The 17,080-nt window shown below is 64.9% G+C and carries 14 protein-coding genes; 1 reads left to right on the top strand and 13 read right to left on the bottom strand.

From position 1 onward, the window contains the following. Positions 1-215: 215 nt before the first annotated feature. On the top strand, positions 216-2,435 hold the full coding sequence (locus IAQ70_RS02740) for an NADP-dependent isocitrate dehydrogenase (RefSeq protein ID WP_190987777.1): 2,220 nt from the start codon (positions 216-218) through the stop codon (positions 2,433-2,435). 114 nt (positions 2,436-2,549) lie between these two features. Here IAQ70_RS02740 and IAQ70_RS02735 read toward each other — a convergent pair whose 3' ends face one another. From IAQ70_RS02735 to IAQ70_RS02675, 13 genes are all read right to left on the bottom strand, one after another. Further along, positions 2,550-3,065: a hypothetical protein gene (locus IAQ70_RS02735; protein ID WP_223858732.1), complete on the bottom strand. Its 516-nt coding sequence runs from the start codon at positions 3,063-3,065 to the stop codon at positions 2,550-2,552. Further along, entirely contained in the window at positions 3,062-4,201 is a 1,140-nt protein-coding gene (locus IAQ70_RS02730; protein ID WP_190987776.1) for a serine/threonine-protein kinase, read from the bottom strand. Before IAQ70_RS02730 ends, IAQ70_RS02735 begins: the two co-directional genes overlap by 4 nt. A 279-nt stretch (positions 4,202-4,480) precedes the next feature. Continuing rightward, complete coding sequence (locus tag IAQ70_RS02725; RefSeq protein WP_190987775.1) at positions 4,481-5,866, bottom strand: hypothetical protein; 1,386 nt, start codon at positions 5,864-5,866, stop codon at positions 4,481-4,483. An 87-nt stretch (positions 5,867-5,953) separates the two neighbouring features. Further along, complete coding sequence (locus IAQ70_RS02720; protein ID WP_190987774.1) at positions 5,954-6,919, bottom strand: hypothetical protein; 966 nt, start codon at positions 6,917-6,919, stop codon at positions 5,954-5,956. Between the two features lie 137 nt (positions 6,920-7,056). Further along, positions 7,057-8,127, bottom strand: coding sequence for a Gfo/Idh/MocA family protein (locus tag IAQ70_RS02715; protein ID WP_190987773.1), 1,071 nt, complete (start codon positions 8,125-8,127; stop codon positions 7,057-7,059). A 34-nt stretch (positions 8,128-8,161) separates the two neighbouring features. Further along, complete coding sequence (locus tag IAQ70_RS02710) at positions 8,162-8,851, bottom strand: ABC transporter ATP-binding protein (RefSeq protein WP_190987772.1); 690 nt, start codon at positions 8,849-8,851, stop codon at positions 8,162-8,164. 2 nt (positions 8,852-8,853) lie between these two features. Continuing rightward, the gene (locus IAQ70_RS02705; protein ID WP_190987771.1) at positions 8,854-10,347 is read right to left on the bottom strand and encodes an ABC transporter permease; all 1,494 of its coding nucleotides are present in this window, start codon (positions 10,345-10,347) and stop codon (positions 8,854-8,856) included. Between the two features lie 296 nt (positions 10,348-10,643). After that, positions 10,644-11,738 (bottom strand): substrate-binding domain-containing protein, encoded by a 1,095-nt coding sequence (locus IAQ70_RS02700; RefSeq protein WP_190987770.1) that lies wholly within the window; start codon positions 11,736-11,738, stop codon positions 10,644-10,646. Positions 11,739-11,793: 55 nt separating this feature from the next. Further along, positions 11,794-13,083, bottom strand: a complete 1,290-nt coding sequence (gene mmsB / locus IAQ70_RS02695; RefSeq protein ID WP_190987769.1) for a multiple monosaccharide ABC transporter permease — start codon at positions 13,081-13,083, stop codon at positions 11,794-11,796. A gap of 18 nt (positions 13,084-13,101) precedes the next feature. Continuing rightward, entirely contained in the window at positions 13,102-14,691 is a 1,590-nt protein-coding gene (gene mmsA / locus IAQ70_RS02690) for a multiple monosaccharide ABC transporter ATP-binding protein (protein ID WP_190987768.1), read from the bottom strand. A gap of 132 nt (positions 14,692-14,823) precedes the next feature. Further along, positions 14,824-16,014 carry an ROK family transcriptional regulator gene (locus tag IAQ70_RS02685; protein ID WP_190987767.1) on the bottom strand — a complete coding sequence of 397 codons (1,191 nt, stop codon included), beginning with the start codon at positions 16,012-16,014 and terminating at the stop codon, positions 14,824-14,826. Between the two features lie 61 nt (positions 16,015-16,075). After that, positions 16,076-16,594: a gamma carbonic anhydrase family protein gene (locus tag IAQ70_RS02680; protein WP_190987766.1), complete on the bottom strand. Its 519-nt coding sequence runs from the start codon at positions 16,592-16,594 to the stop codon at positions 16,076-16,078. A 23-nt stretch (positions 16,595-16,617) separates the two neighbouring features. Further along, positions 16,618-17,064 (bottom strand): class I SAM-dependent methyltransferase, encoded by a 447-nt coding sequence (locus IAQ70_RS02675; protein WP_190987765.1) that lies wholly within the window; start codon positions 17,062-17,064, stop codon positions 16,618-16,620. Positions 17,065-17,080: the final 16 nt, after the last annotated feature.

Genomic DNA, 17,080 nt, shown 5'->3' with positions numbered 1-17,080 from the left:
CACCTTCGGCGGCTGCTGCCGGAAGTAATGCACGACGGCGACGGGCCCCACCGAGGTGCCTGCCGCCGTCGTGCCCTGTCCGGTACTCCCCAAACCTGCGGTAATACGGGGCCTTCGGCCGTCCCGGGTAGGGCTCAAAGCCGTGTCCTCGGGTAAGTTAGGCGTGGTGAAATAGACCAAATTTCCACAGCCGACCTCTAGGGAGACGCCCGCGCATGTCCAAGATTATCTATACCCACACCGACGAAGCGCCGATGCTGGCTACTTATTCGTTCTTGCCGATCATCGAGGCGTTCGCTTCGACTGCAGGTGTGGAGGTGGAGACCCGTGACATTTCGCTCGCAGGCCGCATCATCTCCGTCTTCGGTGACTACCTCACCCCGGAGCAGCAGACCGGTGACGCCCTTGCCGAACTCGGTGAACTGGCGAAGACGCCGGAAGCCAACATCATCAAGCTGCCGAACATCAGCGCATCCATCCCGCAGCTGAAGGCCGCCATTGCCGAGCTTCAGGGCCAGGGCTACAACCTGCCGGATTACCCGGACAACCCCTCCTCCGACGAAGAGACCGCCGTCCGCTCCCGCTACGACAAGATCAAGGGCTCCGCAGTGAACCCGGTCCTGCGTGAAGGCAACTCGGACCGCCGTGCGCCGCTGTCCGTGAAGAACTACGCCCGCCAGAACCCGCACTCCATGGGCGCCTGGTCCGCGGACTCCAAAACCAACGTGGCCACCATGGGCAAGGACGACTTCCGCTCCAACGAGAAGTCCGTTGTCATCGAGTCCGAGGGCACCATCGCCATCCAGCTGGTCCGCGAAGACGGTTCCGTGAAGGTCCTGAAGAAGGCCTTCCCGGTCCTGGCCGGCGAGGTCATCGACGGCACCGTCATGCGCGCGGCTGCCCTTGACGAGTTCCTGACGGCCCAGGTTGCACGCGCCAAGGAAGAAGGCGTCCTCTTCTCCGCACACCTGAAGGCCACCATGATGAAGGTCTCGGACCCCATCATCTTCGGCCACGTGGTGAAGGCCTACTTCTCCGAGCTTTTCGAGACCTACGGCAAGCAGCTCGCCGCCGCGGGCATCAGCCCCAATAACGGCCTGGCCGCCATCCTCAGCAGTTTGGAGGACCTTCCCGAGGACGTGCGCGACGGCGTGCAGAACCTCATCAAGAAGGGCCTCGAAGAAGGTCCCGCCCTGGCCATGGTGGACTCTGACAAGGGCATCACCAGCCTCAACGTGCCGTCCGATATCATCGTGGACGCCTCCATGCCGGCCATGATCCGCTCCTCCGGCCACATGTGGGGTCCGGACGGCAAGGAAGCCGACACGCTGGCAGTGCTCCCGGACAGCTCCTACGCCGGCATCTACCAGGTTGTGGTGGACGACTGCCGCGCCAACGGAGCCTTCGATCCCACCACCATGGGCACAGTTCCCAACGTTGGCCTGATGGCCCAGGCGGCCGAGGAATACGGCAGCCACGACAAGACGTTCGAAATCCAGGAAGCCGGCACGGTGCAGATCGTAGACGGTTCCGGCAAGGTGCTGATCGAACACGACGTTGCCCCCGGTGACATCTGGCGGGCCTGCCAGACCAAGGACGCTCCCATCCGCGACTGGGTCAAGCTGGCCGTGACCCGCGCGCGTGCCTCCAAGACCCCCGCCGTGTTCTGGCTTGACGAGACCCGCGCCCACGACGCCAACCTCATCGCCAAGGTCAACGAGTACCTCAAGGACCACGACACCGAGGGCCTGCAGATCGAGATCATGTCCCCGGAGAAGGCAACGGCCTTCACCCTGGAGCGCATCCGCAAGGGTGAGGACACCATCTCCGTGTCCGGCAACGTGCTCCGTGACTACCTGACGGACCTGTTCCCCATCCTGGAACTGGGCACCAGTGCCAAGATGCTCTCCGTTGTTCCCCTGATGAACGGCGGCGGACTCTTCGAGACCGGCGCCGGCGGATCCGCCCCCAAGCACGTCCAGCAGCTGCTCAAGGAAAACCACCTCCGCTGGGACAGCCTGGGCGAGTTCCTCGCCCTCGCAGTGAGCTTCGAGCACCTGGCCACCACCACGGACAACGCCCGCGCCCAAGTGCTGGCTGACACCCTGGACAAGGCAACGGGAACCTTCCTGCTGGAAAACAAGTCCCCTAGCCGCCGCGCAGGCGAGCTGGACAACCGCGGCAGCCACTACTTCCTGGCCCGCTACTGGGCCGAGGAACTGGCACAGCAGACCGAGGACGCTGAGCTTGCAGCATCGTTCTCCGCTGTGGCCGGCGAGCTGGTGTCCAACGAGGAGACCATCGTTGGCGAACTCGCCGCGGTCCAGGGTTCACCGGTGGACATCGGCGGTTACTACCGTCCGGACGAGGCCAAGGCCTCGGCAGTCATGCGCCCCTCGGCCACGCTGAACAAGGTCATCGCGACCCTGAACTAAGAGGCACCGCGCCCCAGAGGCGCGGAACACAAGCGCGGCGCCCCGGGAAACCGGGGCGCCGCGCTTTGTTGTTGGCGGGTCCAGGATGCGGGTGCAGGATCAAGCATGGTGACCCTAGCCGTCCTTGCCCTTGCCCTTTCCGTTGTTGCCTTTGTTGTCTTTGTTGTCGGCGGGCGCCGGGGCAGGTGCCACGGGGGCCGGGGCGACGCTGTTGGCCTCTGCAGCGGCGGCATCCGCTTCGGCCTGCCGTTGCGCCGCGGCGGCATCTTCGGCACTTTTCGCGGCGGCTGCGGCCGTTGCCACGGCTTCATTCAGGTCTGCGCGGACGGCCGCAACCGCGGTTACTATCGACCGCCGGCGGTCGTCGGACACCTTCCCGTTGCTGGTCGCTGCTGCCAGGTCCGCCTCGAGGGCTGCCAAAGCGGTCAGGGCGCCGGTGGGGTCATTGCCCGCGGCCGCCTGGCTGACGGTGAGGACGCGCTGCTGGAGTTGCGCCGCGGTGTCCTGTTTCAGGCCCGAGTCCGCAGGGCCGCATGCTGCCAGGGAGCCCGACAGCATGAGGGCCGCCGCTGCCGCTGACATGCAGCGGAAGGCGCCGCGGCCCCGGCCGGGGTTCCGCTCTACTGTCATGGTTCCACGCTTTTCTGCAGTTCCTGGAGATGGTCGCCCAAGCTGCCGGTGACTGTGCGGTAGGGGACGACGTCGGGCGTTTGCTGTGCGGCGAGGCTGACGGTCAGTGCCGTCGCGGCAGCCACGACGGCGAGAAGCCCCACAATAACGGCGAGCCAGAAACGCCTTCCCCGGCTGTGCACGCGGGGCAGCTCAGATTCGGCGGTGACGGCGATGGAGGGCGGCCTGAAAGGCATGGCCGGGAGCACGCGGGTGGTCTCCGGCGCGAGTTCCCCGGGAGTGGATGCCGGCGAGACCAATGCCTGGCGGAGCACAGTTTCGACGTCGGCAGCGGCAGGACGCTCCAGGGGTTCGATTGCCGTCATGGAGCGGATCAGGTCAGCCCATTCGGAAGGGAGATCGTCCGGTATTTCGGGCGCTCGGTGCAGCCTTGCCACGGCAGACTCGACAGCGTTGCCCGGGAACTCCACTGTTTGCTTGATGCACTCCAGCAGGACGAGCCCGAAGGAGTAGATGTCCGTGGCGGGAGTCAGCGGCGAGCCCAGGGCCTGCTCCGGGCTGAGGTACGCCGCGGTGCCCACCATGGTTCCGGTGGCGGTGAGTCGTGTTGAGTCCTCGATCCTGGCTATGCCGAAGTCTGTCAGCTTGGGCCGCAGGGGTTCGCCCGGTCGGATCTGTACCAACAGGATGTTGCCGGGCTTGATGTCGCGGTGGATGATGCCCAAGCCGTGAACGTAGGCCAGTGCGTCGGCAATGCCGGCCCCGATCACGGCGAGCTCATCGAGGGGGACGGGGCTATGCCTGATGCGGCTGCGAAGGTCCTGCCCGTCCACCAGTTCCATGGTCAGGAACGGCCTCGGTTCGTCCGGCAGCCGGGTGTCGATTCCGGCGTCGAACAGGGTGACCAGGCTTGGATGGTTGAGCGTGGCGAGAAGTTGGACTTCCGCTTCCTGGCGTTTCAGCTCGTCTGCATCGGGGGCTTGCGGAGCAAAAAGCTTCAGGGCCACGTCCCGGCCTAGGTTTTCGTCATGGGCACAGTAGACGGTGGACATGCCGCCGCGGCCAATCACCTCACCCAAACGGTACCGTCCGCCGACCACTTCATCCTTGATGGAGCTAGGCGATTCCGCCCCCATGACCCGTTCCTCCCGGTGTGCGCTGCGGCACTGTTGTACGACAAATTATACCGGCGAACCGTGAAGCTAAGGCTACTGTGCATTGCTCGCGGCGCACACCGACGGCCCGGTTGGGAAGTTGTAGGGACTTCCCAGCCGGACCCTCGGTAACAAGGATGAGTGCTGGTAATGGGGCTCTGCGGTGGCCCACCTCCTTTCAGGGCCGCTCACGTGTAGCGCGAACGGTCATTCGGCGAAGGGATCGGTTCGTGTGTCCCAGGTTCCTCTGGGGGAAGGACCTTAGGAGGTCCGGCGGCGCCTGAGCAGCAGCAGCACGCCGGCCACCAGGAGGATCAGCGCGACCGGGATCAGTGAGGCGTCAAGACCTGTCTTGGCCAGCGTTTCGCTGCCACCCTGCGTGGGTGAGCTTGCTGCCGCAGCACCTGCGGCTGCTGCTTCTCCCGTTGTTGCGACACCGGTGATGGTTCCGGCAGGAGCTACGGTGATGCCCGTTGTTGCCGACCCTGAAGTGTCAGCTGTGTTCGTTCCGTTGCCCGGGGTATCCGTTCCGTCAGCCGGGGTGTCCGTGCCACCCGTCGTGCCTGTGCCGGGATCCGTGGTGCCCGGGTCTGTGGTGCCCGGATCCGTCGTGCCCGGAGTCTCGGCGCCATCCGTGGATCCGCCGATGATTACCGAACCACCGACACCCACGCCAGAGTCATTCAAAGGCCCGGAGGCGTCCAGGCCCAGACCGAGATCGACTGCGGCATCCAAGCCGCCATCGGTGTTGCCGAGGAGGCCGTTGGTGCCGCCGAGGTTGACGTCGACTGCGGCCGCGACGTCGGTGGTGGTTCCGCCGTCGGTGGTGCTGTTGGTGTTGCCGAGGAGGCCGTTGGTGCCGCCGAGGTTGACGTCGACTGCGGCCGCGACGTCCGCGGTGGTGCCGCCGTCGGTGGTGCTGTTGGGGCCGCCGAGGTTGACGTCGACTGCGGCCGCGACGTCGGCGGTGGTGCCGCCGTCGGTGGTGGTTCCACCGTCGGTTGTGCCGTTGGTGCCGCCGAGGTTGACGTCGACTGCGGCCGCGACGACGGCGGTGGTGCCGCCGTCGGTGGTGCTGCTGGTGCCGCTGGCGAGGCCGTTGGTGCCGCCGAGGTTGACGTCGACTGCGGCCGTGACGTCGGCAGCGGTATCACTGTTGCCGAGGAGGCCGTTGGTGCCGCCGAGGTTGACGTCGACTGCGGCTGCGACGTCGGCAGCGGTATCACTGTTGCCGAGGAGGCCGTTGGTGCCGCCGAGGTTGACGTCGACTGCGGCCGCGACGTCGGCGGTGGTGCCGCCGTCAGTGGTGCCGTCGGTGCCGCCAATGCTGACGTCGGCTGCGGCTGCGACATCGGCGGTGGTGCCGCCGTTGTCAGTGGTGGTGCCGTTGGTGCCACCGAGGAGGCCGTCCCCGAGGTTCAGGTTGACGTCGAGCGCAGCGGCGACATCCGTGGTGTCCGACTGCGTTGAGCCACCCAGCAGGCCCAACGTCGTCGTGTTTGCGGATGTCGCCGCTGAGACCAGTGCGGAGGCCGTAAGGTCCTGTCCGCTGGTTGTGTCCGCTGCGCTGGCTGCGGTGGCGCCGAAGGCTAAGAGCCCGCCGGCAAAGAGGGTGCCAAGCAGCCCTCTGCGAAGGTTGGAATGCATGATGGTTGTCTCCTGAAAAGTTGATGTGGGCGGCATTGCAGCAACCCGATGGCCGTGTTCTGCCATGAAGAAGGCAGAGGGGCTCAACTAGTCAGGAGAGGAACCGGGGTCGAATGACACCGGTGCGGGGGCATGCTCGGATGTTCCAGTGATCGGGTGGGTGCCCGAGAACGGCAGGTTAAGTTCAAAGTCATTGAGCCAGGCGGCAGCGCCTGACGGGCCGGACGGCGATGCGCCGCCTCCCGCGCCCGAACCAGGAGCTGCCGGTGCCGGAACCCTCGAGGGCGACGGGTCCTCAGTCACCGGTGCATGCGTGGCAGCTTGATGAAGAGATGCGCCGGGTGTTCCTGCGGCGGGGGAACCTGTATGGGCCAGCGATGCTCGTGAAGAACCTATGACCGCATCGACGGCAGTTGCGGCATGGTCCGGAACGGCGTGCGCCGATACAGCAGAGCGCGTCACAGCAGAGCCCGTAGTTGGCGCTGCCGTGTCCAACGCCAACGCCTCGGGCAGATCGCCTGAAGCATCCGGAACACCGGGCAGCACAGCAGGCAGGGGAGTTGCGCCCGTTACGAGGTCGGCAACAGGCTGCACAACGGGTTCAAGAACGGGAACGGCTTCGACGAGCGGAGGCACGGCCACGTCGACAAGGCCGGTCACGGCGCCATCGGCAGCGGCGGCAAGGGGAACGGCCACAGTGGAGACTGTTCCTGAAGGAACAATGCTTCCCACAACGGGGACGGCTGCCGCGACCTGATCAGTGGTGTTTGCCAGGCTGCCAGCCAACGGCTGCAGGAGTCCGGTGGGCGTGGCCGCCGGCGCGGCGGGAGCAGCAAAGGCAACGGGGGACTTGGCGTCGACGGGGGGAGTGACACCGGTCAGCGGGGCCGTCAGCGATGAGACGGAGGACGTGACCCCGCCCAGCACGGAGCCGGATTCCGTGGAAGTGTCCGCCATTGCCGCGGACGAAGAAAGTGTCAGCCAGGTGGCGGTGACCGCTCCTGCGAGGAAAAGCGGCCGGAGCAGACGCCATGGCGAACGAACCTTTGCCACGCGTACCACCCCCAGTACATACCGTTGAGACCGAACGATGGCTACAGCCTAAGACCGCACCTTGCAGCGAGTCTAGGGAAACCGGAAAATAAATAAAGCAAACTTACTAATCTGCCGTGTTGCCAGCTGACCCTCGGTTAGTGGGCATCGTTCGGGTAGCTGACCCCCAGCTGCCCGCGGACCCCGTCAAAGAGACGCATGGTCTTGAGCGAATCCTCCAACGGCATGACCGGACTTTCAGTGAGGCCGTGCTGGATGCAGCGCGTCACCTCGCGGAGCTCGTAGGTGTAGCCGAGGCCCACGACGTCGAACGGTTCCGTGCGCAGCTCGCCAAGGCCGACGCCGATCACCAGTTCCCGCGGATTGTTGATGGAGCCCACGCTCTGCAGGTAGCCCAGGCCTCCCGCCACTGTGGCAGTCCGGGGGCCAAACGCCAGGAGCGAGGACGTCAGCTGGGCCTGGGCACCGTGGTTGTAGCCGAGCGTCAACGCATTCTGGGCGTCCACGCCGTCGTCGTTAATGAACCCTGTGGCACTGACCGTTTGGGGGAACCCCAGCGTCCCCACGGCCCACAGCAACGGGTACACCGAGATGTCCAGGAGGGCACCGCCGCCGTCCTGCCGCGCCCACAGCCGTGAGGTCGGGGAGTACGGGGCGGGGAAGCCCAGGTCGGCAGTCACCCAGTGAACATCACCCAGTTCGCCGGATGCGGCGATCTCGAAGACCCGCTGCATCCCCGGCAGGAACCGGCTCCAGATGGCCTCCATCAGGAAGAGCTTCCGCTCACGCGCCACGGCCACAAGCTCGCTGGCCTCACGTGCGTTGATGGTGAAGGCCTTTTCGCACAGGACGTGCTTGCCGGCATTCAGCGCCGCAAGCACGATCTGGTGGTGCTGTGCGTGCGGCGTGGCGACGTAGACGACGTCCACCGTATCGTCGGCCAGCAAATGATGGTAGCCGGAGACGCCGCCGTCGTCCCAGTAGGCCCGGGCGAAATCGTAAGCGGCGGCGAAGCTCTCCGCCGTGTCCCGGCCGCGGGAACTGACGGCGTAGAGCTCGGCGTCCGCCAGCAGCGCCAGGTCCCGCGACACCGAACGGGCAATACCGCCGGTGGCGATGACGCCCCAGCGCAACGGCTTTCCGGTGGCGGACCGGGGGTCCTGGTCAGGCTGGCTGGACAACCACGGCGTGGCAATTGGCGCGCTCATGGTGCCCATCCTCTCACCCCGAACAGCCCATACGTCAGACCATGGCCCGGACCGGTTCTTCCGTGAGCCTGCCTTGCTGGAGCCTGAAGCGACGGTCCGTCTTGTTGGCCAGTGCCCTGTCGTGCGTCACCACCAGGATGGTGGTGTTGTGGTCACGGCTGAGCGCGCTGAGCAGCGCGATGATGTGGTCACCCGTCTGCTCATCGAGGTTGCCGGTGGGCTCGTCCGCGAGGATCAGCTTCGGTTCGTTGGCCAGCGCACGGGCAATCGCCACGCGCTGCTGCTCGCCGCCGGAGAGCCGGTTGATGCGCCGCGCCTGCTTCTCCGGGTCCAGCTGGACCTGCTCCAGCAGATCCTTTGCCCGCTGCAGCCGCTCGGCCTTGCGGACGCCGGCGAACTCCATGGGGAGCATCACGTTGTCCACCGCGGAGAGGTTCGGGATGAGGTTGAACTGCTGGAACACAAAACCAATGTCCCGGCGCCGGTACTCGGTCAGCTTGCCGTCCGGCATTCGGGCCAGGCTTACGCCGTTTACGACGACGTCTCCGCTGGTGGGTTTGTCCAGCGCACCGAGGAGGGACAACAGGGTGCTTTTGCCGCTGCCGCTCTTGCCCACAATGGACGCCAGGGTGCCCTGCTCAAGGACAAAACTGACGTCGTTGACGGGTTTGATGGTGCGGTCGCCGGAGTTGAAAGTGCGGACCAGGTTCTTGACTTCAATCATGGTTATTCTCCTCGCAGGACTTCGATGGGACGGATGCGCGCGGTGAGCAGCGCCGGGACCAGCGCGCCGATGATGGCCACACCGAACACCGCGGCGATGCCGGCGGCGATGACGCCGGGGGAGACGCTCGCCGTGACCGAGGTCAGCAACTGTGACGCCCCGCCCAGCGGATTCCCGCCGGGGAACCCGCCGCCGCCAGGCATTCCCGCTCCGCCGGCGGGGAAGCCGGCTCCGCCCGGACCGCCAGCCGCGCGACCGACGGTGGTCGCCGTCGTCGTACTCGTGTTGGTGCTGATCAGCGCGGAAGCGATGCCACCGCTGGCAAAGGACGCGACGGCGGCACCCACCACGCTGCCCATGGCCACGAGTACCAGCGCTTCCAGCACAAACTGCAGGCCGATGGTGCGGTTGGGTGCGCCGATCGCCTTCAGGACGCCGATTTCGCGCCGGCGCTCGCGGACCAGCATCACCATGATCAGCAGGATGATCAGTCCGGCGGTGCCGAGGGCCGCGACGAAGGCGATGAATGAGATGTTCTTGACACTGCCGAGGGAGCTGACGGCGGATTCGAGGTTCTGGCCCTGGGTGACGTCGGCGGTGTCCGTGCCAAGTGCCGACTGGAGCGCGGTTTTGGCGGATTCGACGTTGTCCAGGCTGTTGACCGTGACGATCATGGAGGACAGTTCGCCGGGGAGTTCCGCGAGGGTCTGGGCCGTGGGCAGGGTGACGTAGAGGGCGTTGTTGCCAAACGTGGTTCCGGCGTCGAACAGGCCAGCCACGGTAAACGTCTGGTTATTGATGGTGAAAGTGGACCCGACGGTGAGGCTGTTCTTCTCGGCCAGGGTGGTGCCCAGGAGGGCGTTGGCGGATTCAGCCGTGTAGTCGCCCAGGCCGGTGCCCTCGGTGATGGTCAGGGCCTTGCCGGTGCTGTCCACTTCGCCGCCGGTGCCGGTGGCGGTGATGGGAAGCGAGCGGGCCGGCTGCGCCGCGGTGGTGCCGGTGGACCCCGTGGTGCCGTTGGCGGCCTGGTTCCGGCCGCCCAGCGTGCCGGCATCAATGGCGGCGGTGAGGCTGGTGGTCAGGGTGGCCGCGGATGCGCCGCCGGGGCCGCCCGCGCCTCCCTGCCCGCCGCCGGGGCCGGTCTGCGTGCCGGTTGCCGCCTGCGCGGCTGCCTGCGCCGCCGCCTCGGTGCCGTTCCGCAGCCGCAGGGAGCTGGTCCCGACGACGGAGCTCACGTTGGGGACGGCGGCTGCGGTTGCGGCCTGCCCGGCCGTCAGCGGTTCGCCGCCGCCTTCGAAGCCCTGGCCGCCAGCGGGGTTGACGGTCAGGACGGTTCCCACGGAGGCATTCAGCTCCTGGACTTTCGCGCCGACGGCCTGATTGGCCACCAGCATGGACAGCGCAAGTCCGATGGCAACGGCCAGGACCGCTACCACCGCAGCTGTTCGGACTTTGTTTCTAAAGGCGTTGCCAACACTCCGGGCAAGGACGCTCACTGTACTCCTCGGGACATGGCCTGCCTGGTGCGGGCCTCTGCTCCCACACTGCTGAGCGCTGCTGTGCACCTGCGGTGGCGTTCCTATGCGTGGGCTGTGAATCCACGAGTGCGAGAGCGTTCGAAAATTTCCCGCATTAAGTGAGAGAGCGTTGCCGGAAAACGTGCATTAAGTGAGAGAGCGTCTGGAGGGGACAGCAAAAGGCCCCGGTCCGCCGTTGCCGGCGGGCCGGGGCCCGGTGGTGCAGGTTACTTGGTGCAGGTTACTTGGTGAACGGTCCTACTTGGTGAACGGGCCTACTTGGTGATCGGGCCGAGGACCGGATCGTCCACGTAGGCCGTCTTCACATTGGCCGCGGTGACGATGGCCGGCGGCAACAGGTACGCCGGAACCCGCTTGAACTCGTTCTTGTAGTTGCGGTTGTCGTTGATTTCCAGAGCAAGGCCCTGCTGGAGGTCCTTAACCATGGTGATGGTGTGCTCAACGATCTTGCGGGTGTCCTTGTTGATGGTGGAGTACTGCTCACCGGCCATGATGGACTTCACGGATTCCACCTCGGAGTCCTGCCCGGTTACAACAGGGACGGACTTGCCGGCACTCTTGATGGAGGTGATGACGGCCCGCGCCAGCGTGTCGTTCGGGGACAGGACGCCGTCCAGTTCAGAGGACGCGTAGCTGCCGGAGAGCAGGGCATCCATGCGGCGCTGGGCGTTTTCCGGCTTCCAGTCCTGCGTTACCGCCCTCTGGAAGTCAGCCTGGCCTGAAACAACCTTCAGCGTGCCGTCGTCGATCTTCGGCTGCAGGACGCTCATGGCGCCGTCAAAGAACACCTTCGAGTTGGCATCGTCCGGCGAACCTGCGAAGAGTTCCACGTTGTACGGACCTGCCTTCTTCGCCTGCATTCCTTCCAGCAATGCCTGGCCTTGCAGCTCGCCAACCTTGAAGTTGTCGTAGGCGACGTAATAGTCAATGGCCTTGGTATTGGTCAACATGCGGTCGTACGCGATGATGACCGCACCGGCGTCCTTGGCCTGCTGGAGCTGCGTGCCCAGCTGGGCACCGTCCACCGCGCCCACCACAATCACCTTGGCACCGGAGGTGATCATCGTGGAGATCTGGTTCTGCTGCTCTGAAACACCGTTGTTGGCGAACTGCACGTTTGCCTTGAATCCCGAGGCGGTGAGGCCATCGTTGAACAGTTTCTCTGCTAGCGTCCAGTTTTCGCTGGTTTTCTTGGGGAGGGCAACGCCGATCACGGAGTCCTGTGGGAAGCCAGACAGGGCCGTGCCCGCCTTGGCCGCTTCAGCGTCGACGTCGGACCTGCCGCACCCTGTCAGGGAGAGTGTTGCGACGGCCGCGAGGACGGTCAGGGTCTTTGCGATTTTTCGCATGTGATTTTCTCTTTCTGGGTCCTAGGCGGCCGGGGGAGCCGGCCGCCGTCGCGGTCTATTTGGAGGTTTCGGCAGGTTCTGCCGGCGTGATGATCTCGGAGGTTTTGGAGATTTCCTTGTCCGTGGTGGGCGGCTGGTTGGTACGGAGTCCGTTCATCATCATCCCGATGAGGGACCGGCGTCCCTGGCTCTTGTTGTAGACGTCGATGGCGACCGCGATCAGGAGGACCAGGCCCTTGATGATCGACTGCATGTCAGCTCCGACACTGAGCAGCTGGAGACCGTTGTTCAGGACGGCCATCACGAGGCCACCCACAATGGAGCCGATGACGGTGCCGACGCCGCCGCTGACGGCGGCGCCACCAATGAAGACGGCAGCAATGGCGTCAAGCTCCCAGCCAACACCGTCGGCCGGGCCGGAACTGGTGGACCGGGCAACGAACATCATGCCGGCCAGTGCCGCGAGGATGGACATGTTCATCATGACCAGGAAGTTGACCTTCTTGGATTGCACGCCAGAGAGTTCTGCGGCATGGCGATTGCCACCCACGGCATAGACGTGGCGGCCAAGGACGGTTTTGGTGGTAATGAAGACGTAGATCGCCACCAGCCCCACCAGGATCAGGCCGGAGACAGGGAACGAGGTTCCGTAGCGGCCGGTCGAGAAGAGCCACGTGACATAGAGGACGGCGCCTGCCAGCAGTACGAGCCGGGTGATTGGCACCCAGATCGGATCCGGCGTCGCACCTGTGCGCGCCTCGATGCGGCGGTTGCGGAACTCAGAGAAGACCACGAACGCGATCAACAGGAAGCCGAGAATGACCGTGGGGGCGTTGTAGCGGGCGAAATCGCCAATTTCCGGCAGGAAGCCTGCACCCATGGCACGGAATTCCTCCGGCACGGGAACGGTGAGGGACTTGCCCACAAACTGGTTGGCCCCACGGAACAGCAGCATGCCGGCCAGGGTGACGATGAAGGCGGGAATTCCTACGTAGGCAACCCAGAAGCCTTGCCAGGCTCCGATCACGGCGCCCAATACCAAGCCTAGGACGATGCCCAGGTACCAAGGGATTCCCCAGTCCCGCATGGCGATTGCCACCACGATGCCCACCGCCGCCGCGACGGAGCCCACGGAAAGGTCGATGTGGCCGGCGATAATGACCAGCACCATGCCAATGGCCAGGACCAGGATGTAGGAGTTGCCGTTGAACAGGTTGATCATGTTGGTCGGCGTCAGGACCTTGCCGCCCGTAAATAGCTGGAAGAACAGCACAAGTGCCACGAGGGCAATGATCATGCCGAACTGGCGGGTGTCACCGCCGAAAATCCTTTTGAGTGCATTCATAGTGTTCCGTCCTCGGGCTTATGCGGTTTGTGCAGTGGGGGCGGCAGGGGTGCCGTTGCGGTTGGCTGAAGTCATCAGGCGCATCAGGCTTTCCTGGCTTGCGTGTTCTTTGTCCAGCACGCCAGTTATGGCACCTTCGAAGATGGTGTAGATCCGGTCCGAAAGCCCGAGCAGCTCGGGCAGCTCGGAGGAGATCACGATGACTCCCTTTCCTTGCTGGGCCAGCTGCTGGATGATGCCGTAGATCTCGTACTTGGCGCCGACGTCAATTCCACGAGTGGGTTCGTCCAGGATCAGCAGGTCAGGATCCGTAAACATCCATTTGGCCAGCACTACTTTCTGCTGGTTTCCGCCGGAGAGCTTGGCCACGCCTTCGTTGACCGTGGGTGCCTTGGTGCGCAGGCTCTTGCGGTACCCCTCGGCCACCGTGAATTCCTTGCGTTTGTCCACCACGAGGCCCTTGGTGATGGCCTTAAGATTGGCCGAGACTGTGGTGGTCTTGATGTCGTCCAGGAGGTTCAAGCCCAGGCTCTTGCGGTCTTCGGTGACGTAGGCCAGTCCGGCTTTGATGGCTTGGGGAACGTTCCGGATGTGGATTTCCTTGCCGTTCTTGAAGACCTGGCCGGAAATGAAGTTCCCGTAGGAGCGCCCAAACAGTGAGCGGGCCAGTTCCGTCCGGCCTGCGCCCATCAGCCCGGCGAAACCGACAATCTCACCACGCCGGACCGTGAAGTTCGAGTTCTTGCAGACCAGCCGGTCTGCGACCTGGGGGTGCCCGACTGTCCAGTTTCGGACTTCGAAAAGCACGTCGCCGATCTCTGGGACGTGCTCGGGGAAGCGCGACTCGAGCGAGCGGCCGACCATCCCCTTAATGATCCGGTCCTCGTCCACACCGTCCTTGACGATGTTGAGCGTTTCAACGGATTTTCCATCGCGGATGATGGTGATCTCGTCCGCGATCTGTTCGATCTCATTGAGTTTGTGGGAAATGATGATCGAGGTGATGCCCTTGCCTTTCAGGCCGAGCATCAAATCCAGCAGGTGCTGCGAGTCGGATTCGTTCAGGGCGGCAGTGGGCTCGTCCAAGATGAGCAACTTCACGGACTTGTTCAGCGCTTTGGCGATTTCCACGAGCTGCTGCTTGCCGACGCCGATTTCCTTGATGGGGGTGTCCGGATCCTCGCGGAGACCCACCCTCGCCAGCAGCTCGGTGGACCTCAGGCGCGCCTCGCCCCAGTTGATGACGCCGCGTTTGGTGGGTTCGTTGCCCAGGAAGATGTTCTCCATGATGGACAGCTCCGGGATCAGTGCCAGCTCCTGGTGGATGATCACGATTCCGGCGGCCTCGCTGGCCCGGATGTCCTTAAACTGCTGGACCTCATTCTGATAGATGATGTCGCCGTCGTAGGTGCCATAGGGGTAGACCCCGGAGAGCACCTTCATCAGTGTGGACTTGCCGGCACCGTTTTCGCCGCAGATGGCGTGGATCTCACCGGCCTTGACCAGGAGGCTTACTTCGGACAGTGCTTTGACGCCGGGAAATTCCTTGGTGATGGAACGCATCTCCAGAATAACCGGCGGGTCAGTTTGCGTGGTGTGGGACGTCATTTGCCCTTACGCCTCCAATGCATGACTTCTTTGTCCGCCCGGCAAAACGCAGGGGCGTCTGATGAAAAAGTAAACTTGATCACGGCGGTTGTCGTCAAGTCTTTAACGCAATTGGATGGATAACAGATTGGTCTAGCTGCGGCGGATCCCCGCGTGTTGGAACACCAGTGCGGCGGCACCCAGGGCTTCCGCACGGTCCCCCAGTGAGGACATTGTCAAGGTGGTGGTCTCACCGACCACGGGCACGGCGTGCCGGATCAGGCCCCGCCTGATCGGATCAAGCAGCAACTCGCCAAGCCCCGCGAGTGGGCCACCCACCACGATCACTTCCGGGTTGATCAGGTTGGCCACGTTGCCCAGGGCGCGCCCCACGGCCAGGCCGGCGTCGTCCACCACGCGCAGTGTGGCGGAGTCCCGTGCAAGGGCCTTCCGCACGATGTCCGCAGGGCTCAGGGGCGGGTCCTCCCCACGGCCCAGCAGTTCGATCATTGTGGTGGTGGAGGCGATGGTCTCCAGGCAGCCGCGGTTACCGCACCGGCAGACGAGGCCGTGCTCGTGGATGGTGGCGTGGCCTATTTCGCCGGTGATTCCCACCGTGCCGTAATAGGGGGCCCCGTTGAGGATCAGGCCCGCGCCGATGCCCGATCCGATCTTGAGGAACATTAGGTTGCTGATCCCCGTATGGGGTCCCCACGTCACCTCGGACCAGGCGCCCAGATTGGCGTCGTTGTCAACGAATACGGGCATCTCAAGAGTTTCCTCCAGGTGCTGGAGGATGTTGATGCCCACCCATTCCGGGAGGATGGCACCCTGGGCCACGGTGCCCGTCCGGCGGTCGATGGGGCCAGGGATCCCGACGCCGGCACCCACCACGGCGGTGCGGTCCACGCCGCTTTCCGCCAGGAGTTTGTCCAGCAGCAGGACAGCAGCCCGGATGCCTTCATCAGATTGGTGGCCGAGGGGAAGCAGTACTGATTCTTCCGCGATGACGTGGTAGCTCAGCGATGCAAGGACTACCCGGAGATGTCGCCGCCCGAAGTCGATCCCCACCGCCACGGCGCCGTTGCTGTTGAGCCGGACGTTGAGCGCCCGGCGGCCGGAGCTGGTGGTCGGCTCGGTGGACGCCAGACCTGCGTCCTGCATGATTTTGACGATGTTGGAGACCGTGGCGGTGGACAGCCCGGTCTGCCGGGCTAGCTCGGCCTGGGTTGACGGGCCGCTCATCAGGGTCTCGATGATCCGCTGCTGGTTCAGCTGCCTGAGGGCGGACTGGGACCCCGGATTTTTTGGCCTGCTCTTCGTCGAGCGCGGTGTGGGGGACATAGAAAGAAGATTGCCCTACTCTGGCAGTTGCGGTCAAGAAGTTAACGCAAGTAGGAGTAACCTAGCCATGCAGGTCCCGGTGAGCGCGGGCCAGTTCCACGTAGCGCGCGGCGTTCTGTTTCACGCCCTCGAACTCCTCGTCGGTGAGTTCGCGCCGCACCTTGGCCGGGACACCTGCCACCAGCGAGCGGGGCGGCACAACAGTCCCCTCCAGAACCACGGCGCCGGCCGCCACCAGCGAGCCGGTGCCGATGATCGCGCCGTTCAGTACCGTGGCGCCCATGCCGATCAGGCAGTCATCCTCCACGGTGCAGCCATGCACCACCGCCGCGTGCCCCACGCTGACCCCGGCGCCGATGGTGCAGGGGAATCCCGGGTCAGCATGCAGCACCACGTTGTCCTGCAGGTTGCTGCCCCGGCCCACCATGATCGCCGCCGTGTCGGCCCGGACGGATACCCCGTAGAAGGCGCTGGAGTCCTGGGCGAGGGAGGCGTTGCCGATGATGGACGCGGTGGGGGCGATGAACGCGGTTTCGTGGACGGCCGGAGCATGGCCGGCGAAAGTGTGAAGAGGAGCCATACGGCCAAGCCTAGGACATCGAGCTACGTTGGGGAGGAGGGGGTGCGGAGAAGCAGGAAGTGGTGGTGCGGCGTCCGGGCAGGGTCGTCATCCCCACCTGACGAAAGTACGACGGCGATGGGCGCCCCGGGTGCCGTCACGCGAACCAGTTCGCGCAGGACGGCGTCGATGTCGGTACCGGGACTGTGCAGCAGCGTGCTTGTGGTCCAGGCGGAAGAGAACGTTCCGTCCGCGAAGGGCAGGTCCCGCGCATCTGCCACGGTGACGTCCAGGTCCCTGGCGCGGGCCAGATGGACGTTCTCTTCGGAGGGGTCCACTCCCGTGTAATGGATGCCGGCGCGGACAAACTGCACACCGTCAAGGCCCTGGCCGGCGTCGACTTCCAGGACGTTGTGCCGGCCTTCCGCCTTGAGGAGGCTGATGAACCGGCCGCGCTCCGCGTCCCGCCCGGGTGCCGCCGGATGCTCCATGTCGTTGCGCCGCACC

This window comes from Pseudarthrobacter sulfonivorans, from assembly GCF_014712225.1.
Classification (GTDB): domain Bacteria; phylum Actinomycetota; class Actinomycetes; order Actinomycetales; family Micrococcaceae; genus Arthrobacter; species Arthrobacter sulfonivorans.
This window is presented reverse-complemented; position numbering and strand designations above follow the sequence as displayed.

Bases quoted from the DNA above. Each gene is read 5' to 3' on its own strand.
- IAQ70_RS02710 (WP_190987772.1), bottom strand. From the start codon at position 8,851: ATGATTGAAGTCAAGAACCTGGTCCGCACTTTCAACTCCGGCGACCGC.
- IAQ70_RS02700 (WP_190987770.1), bottom strand. From the start codon at position 11,738: ATGCGAAAAATCGCAAAGACCCTGACCGTCCTCGCGGCCGTCGCAACA.
- mmsA (WP_190987768.1), bottom strand. From the start codon at position 14,691: ATGACGTCCCACACCACGCAAACTGACCCGCCGGTTATTCTGGAGATG.
- IAQ70_RS02685 (WP_190987767.1), bottom strand. From the start codon at position 16,014: ATGTCCCCCACACCGCGCTCGACGAAGAGCAGGCCAAAAAATCCGGGG.
- IAQ70_RS02680 (WP_190987766.1), bottom strand. From the start codon at position 16,594: ATGGCTCCTCTTCACACTTTCGCCGGCCATGCTCCGGCCGTCCACGAA.
- IAQ70_RS02725 (WP_190987775.1), bottom strand. From the start codon at position 5,866: ATGCATTCCAACCTTCGCAGAGGGCTGCTTGGCACCCTCTTTGCCGGC.
- IAQ70_RS02675 (WP_190987765.1), bottom strand. From the start codon at position 17,064: ATGGAGCATCCGGCGGCACCCGGGCGGGACGCGGAGCGCGGCCGGTTC.
- IAQ70_RS02735 (WP_223858732.1), bottom strand. From the start codon at position 3,065: ATGACAGTAGAGCGGAACCCCGGCCGGGGCCGCGGCGCCTTCCGCTGC.
- IAQ70_RS02730 (WP_190987776.1), bottom strand. From the start codon at position 4,201: ATGGGGGCGGAATCGCCTAGCTCCATCAAGGATGAAGTGGTCGGCGGA.
- mmsB (WP_190987769.1), bottom strand. From the start codon at position 13,083: ATGAATGCACTCAAAAGGATTTTCGGCGGTGACACCCGCCAGTTCGGC.
- IAQ70_RS02715 (WP_190987773.1), bottom strand. From the start codon at position 8,127: ATGAGCGCGCCAATTGCCACGCCGTGGTTGTCCAGCCAGCCTGACCAG.
- IAQ70_RS02740 (WP_190987777.1), top strand. From the start codon at position 216: ATGTCCAAGATTATCTATACCCACACCGACGAAGCGCCGATGCTGGCT.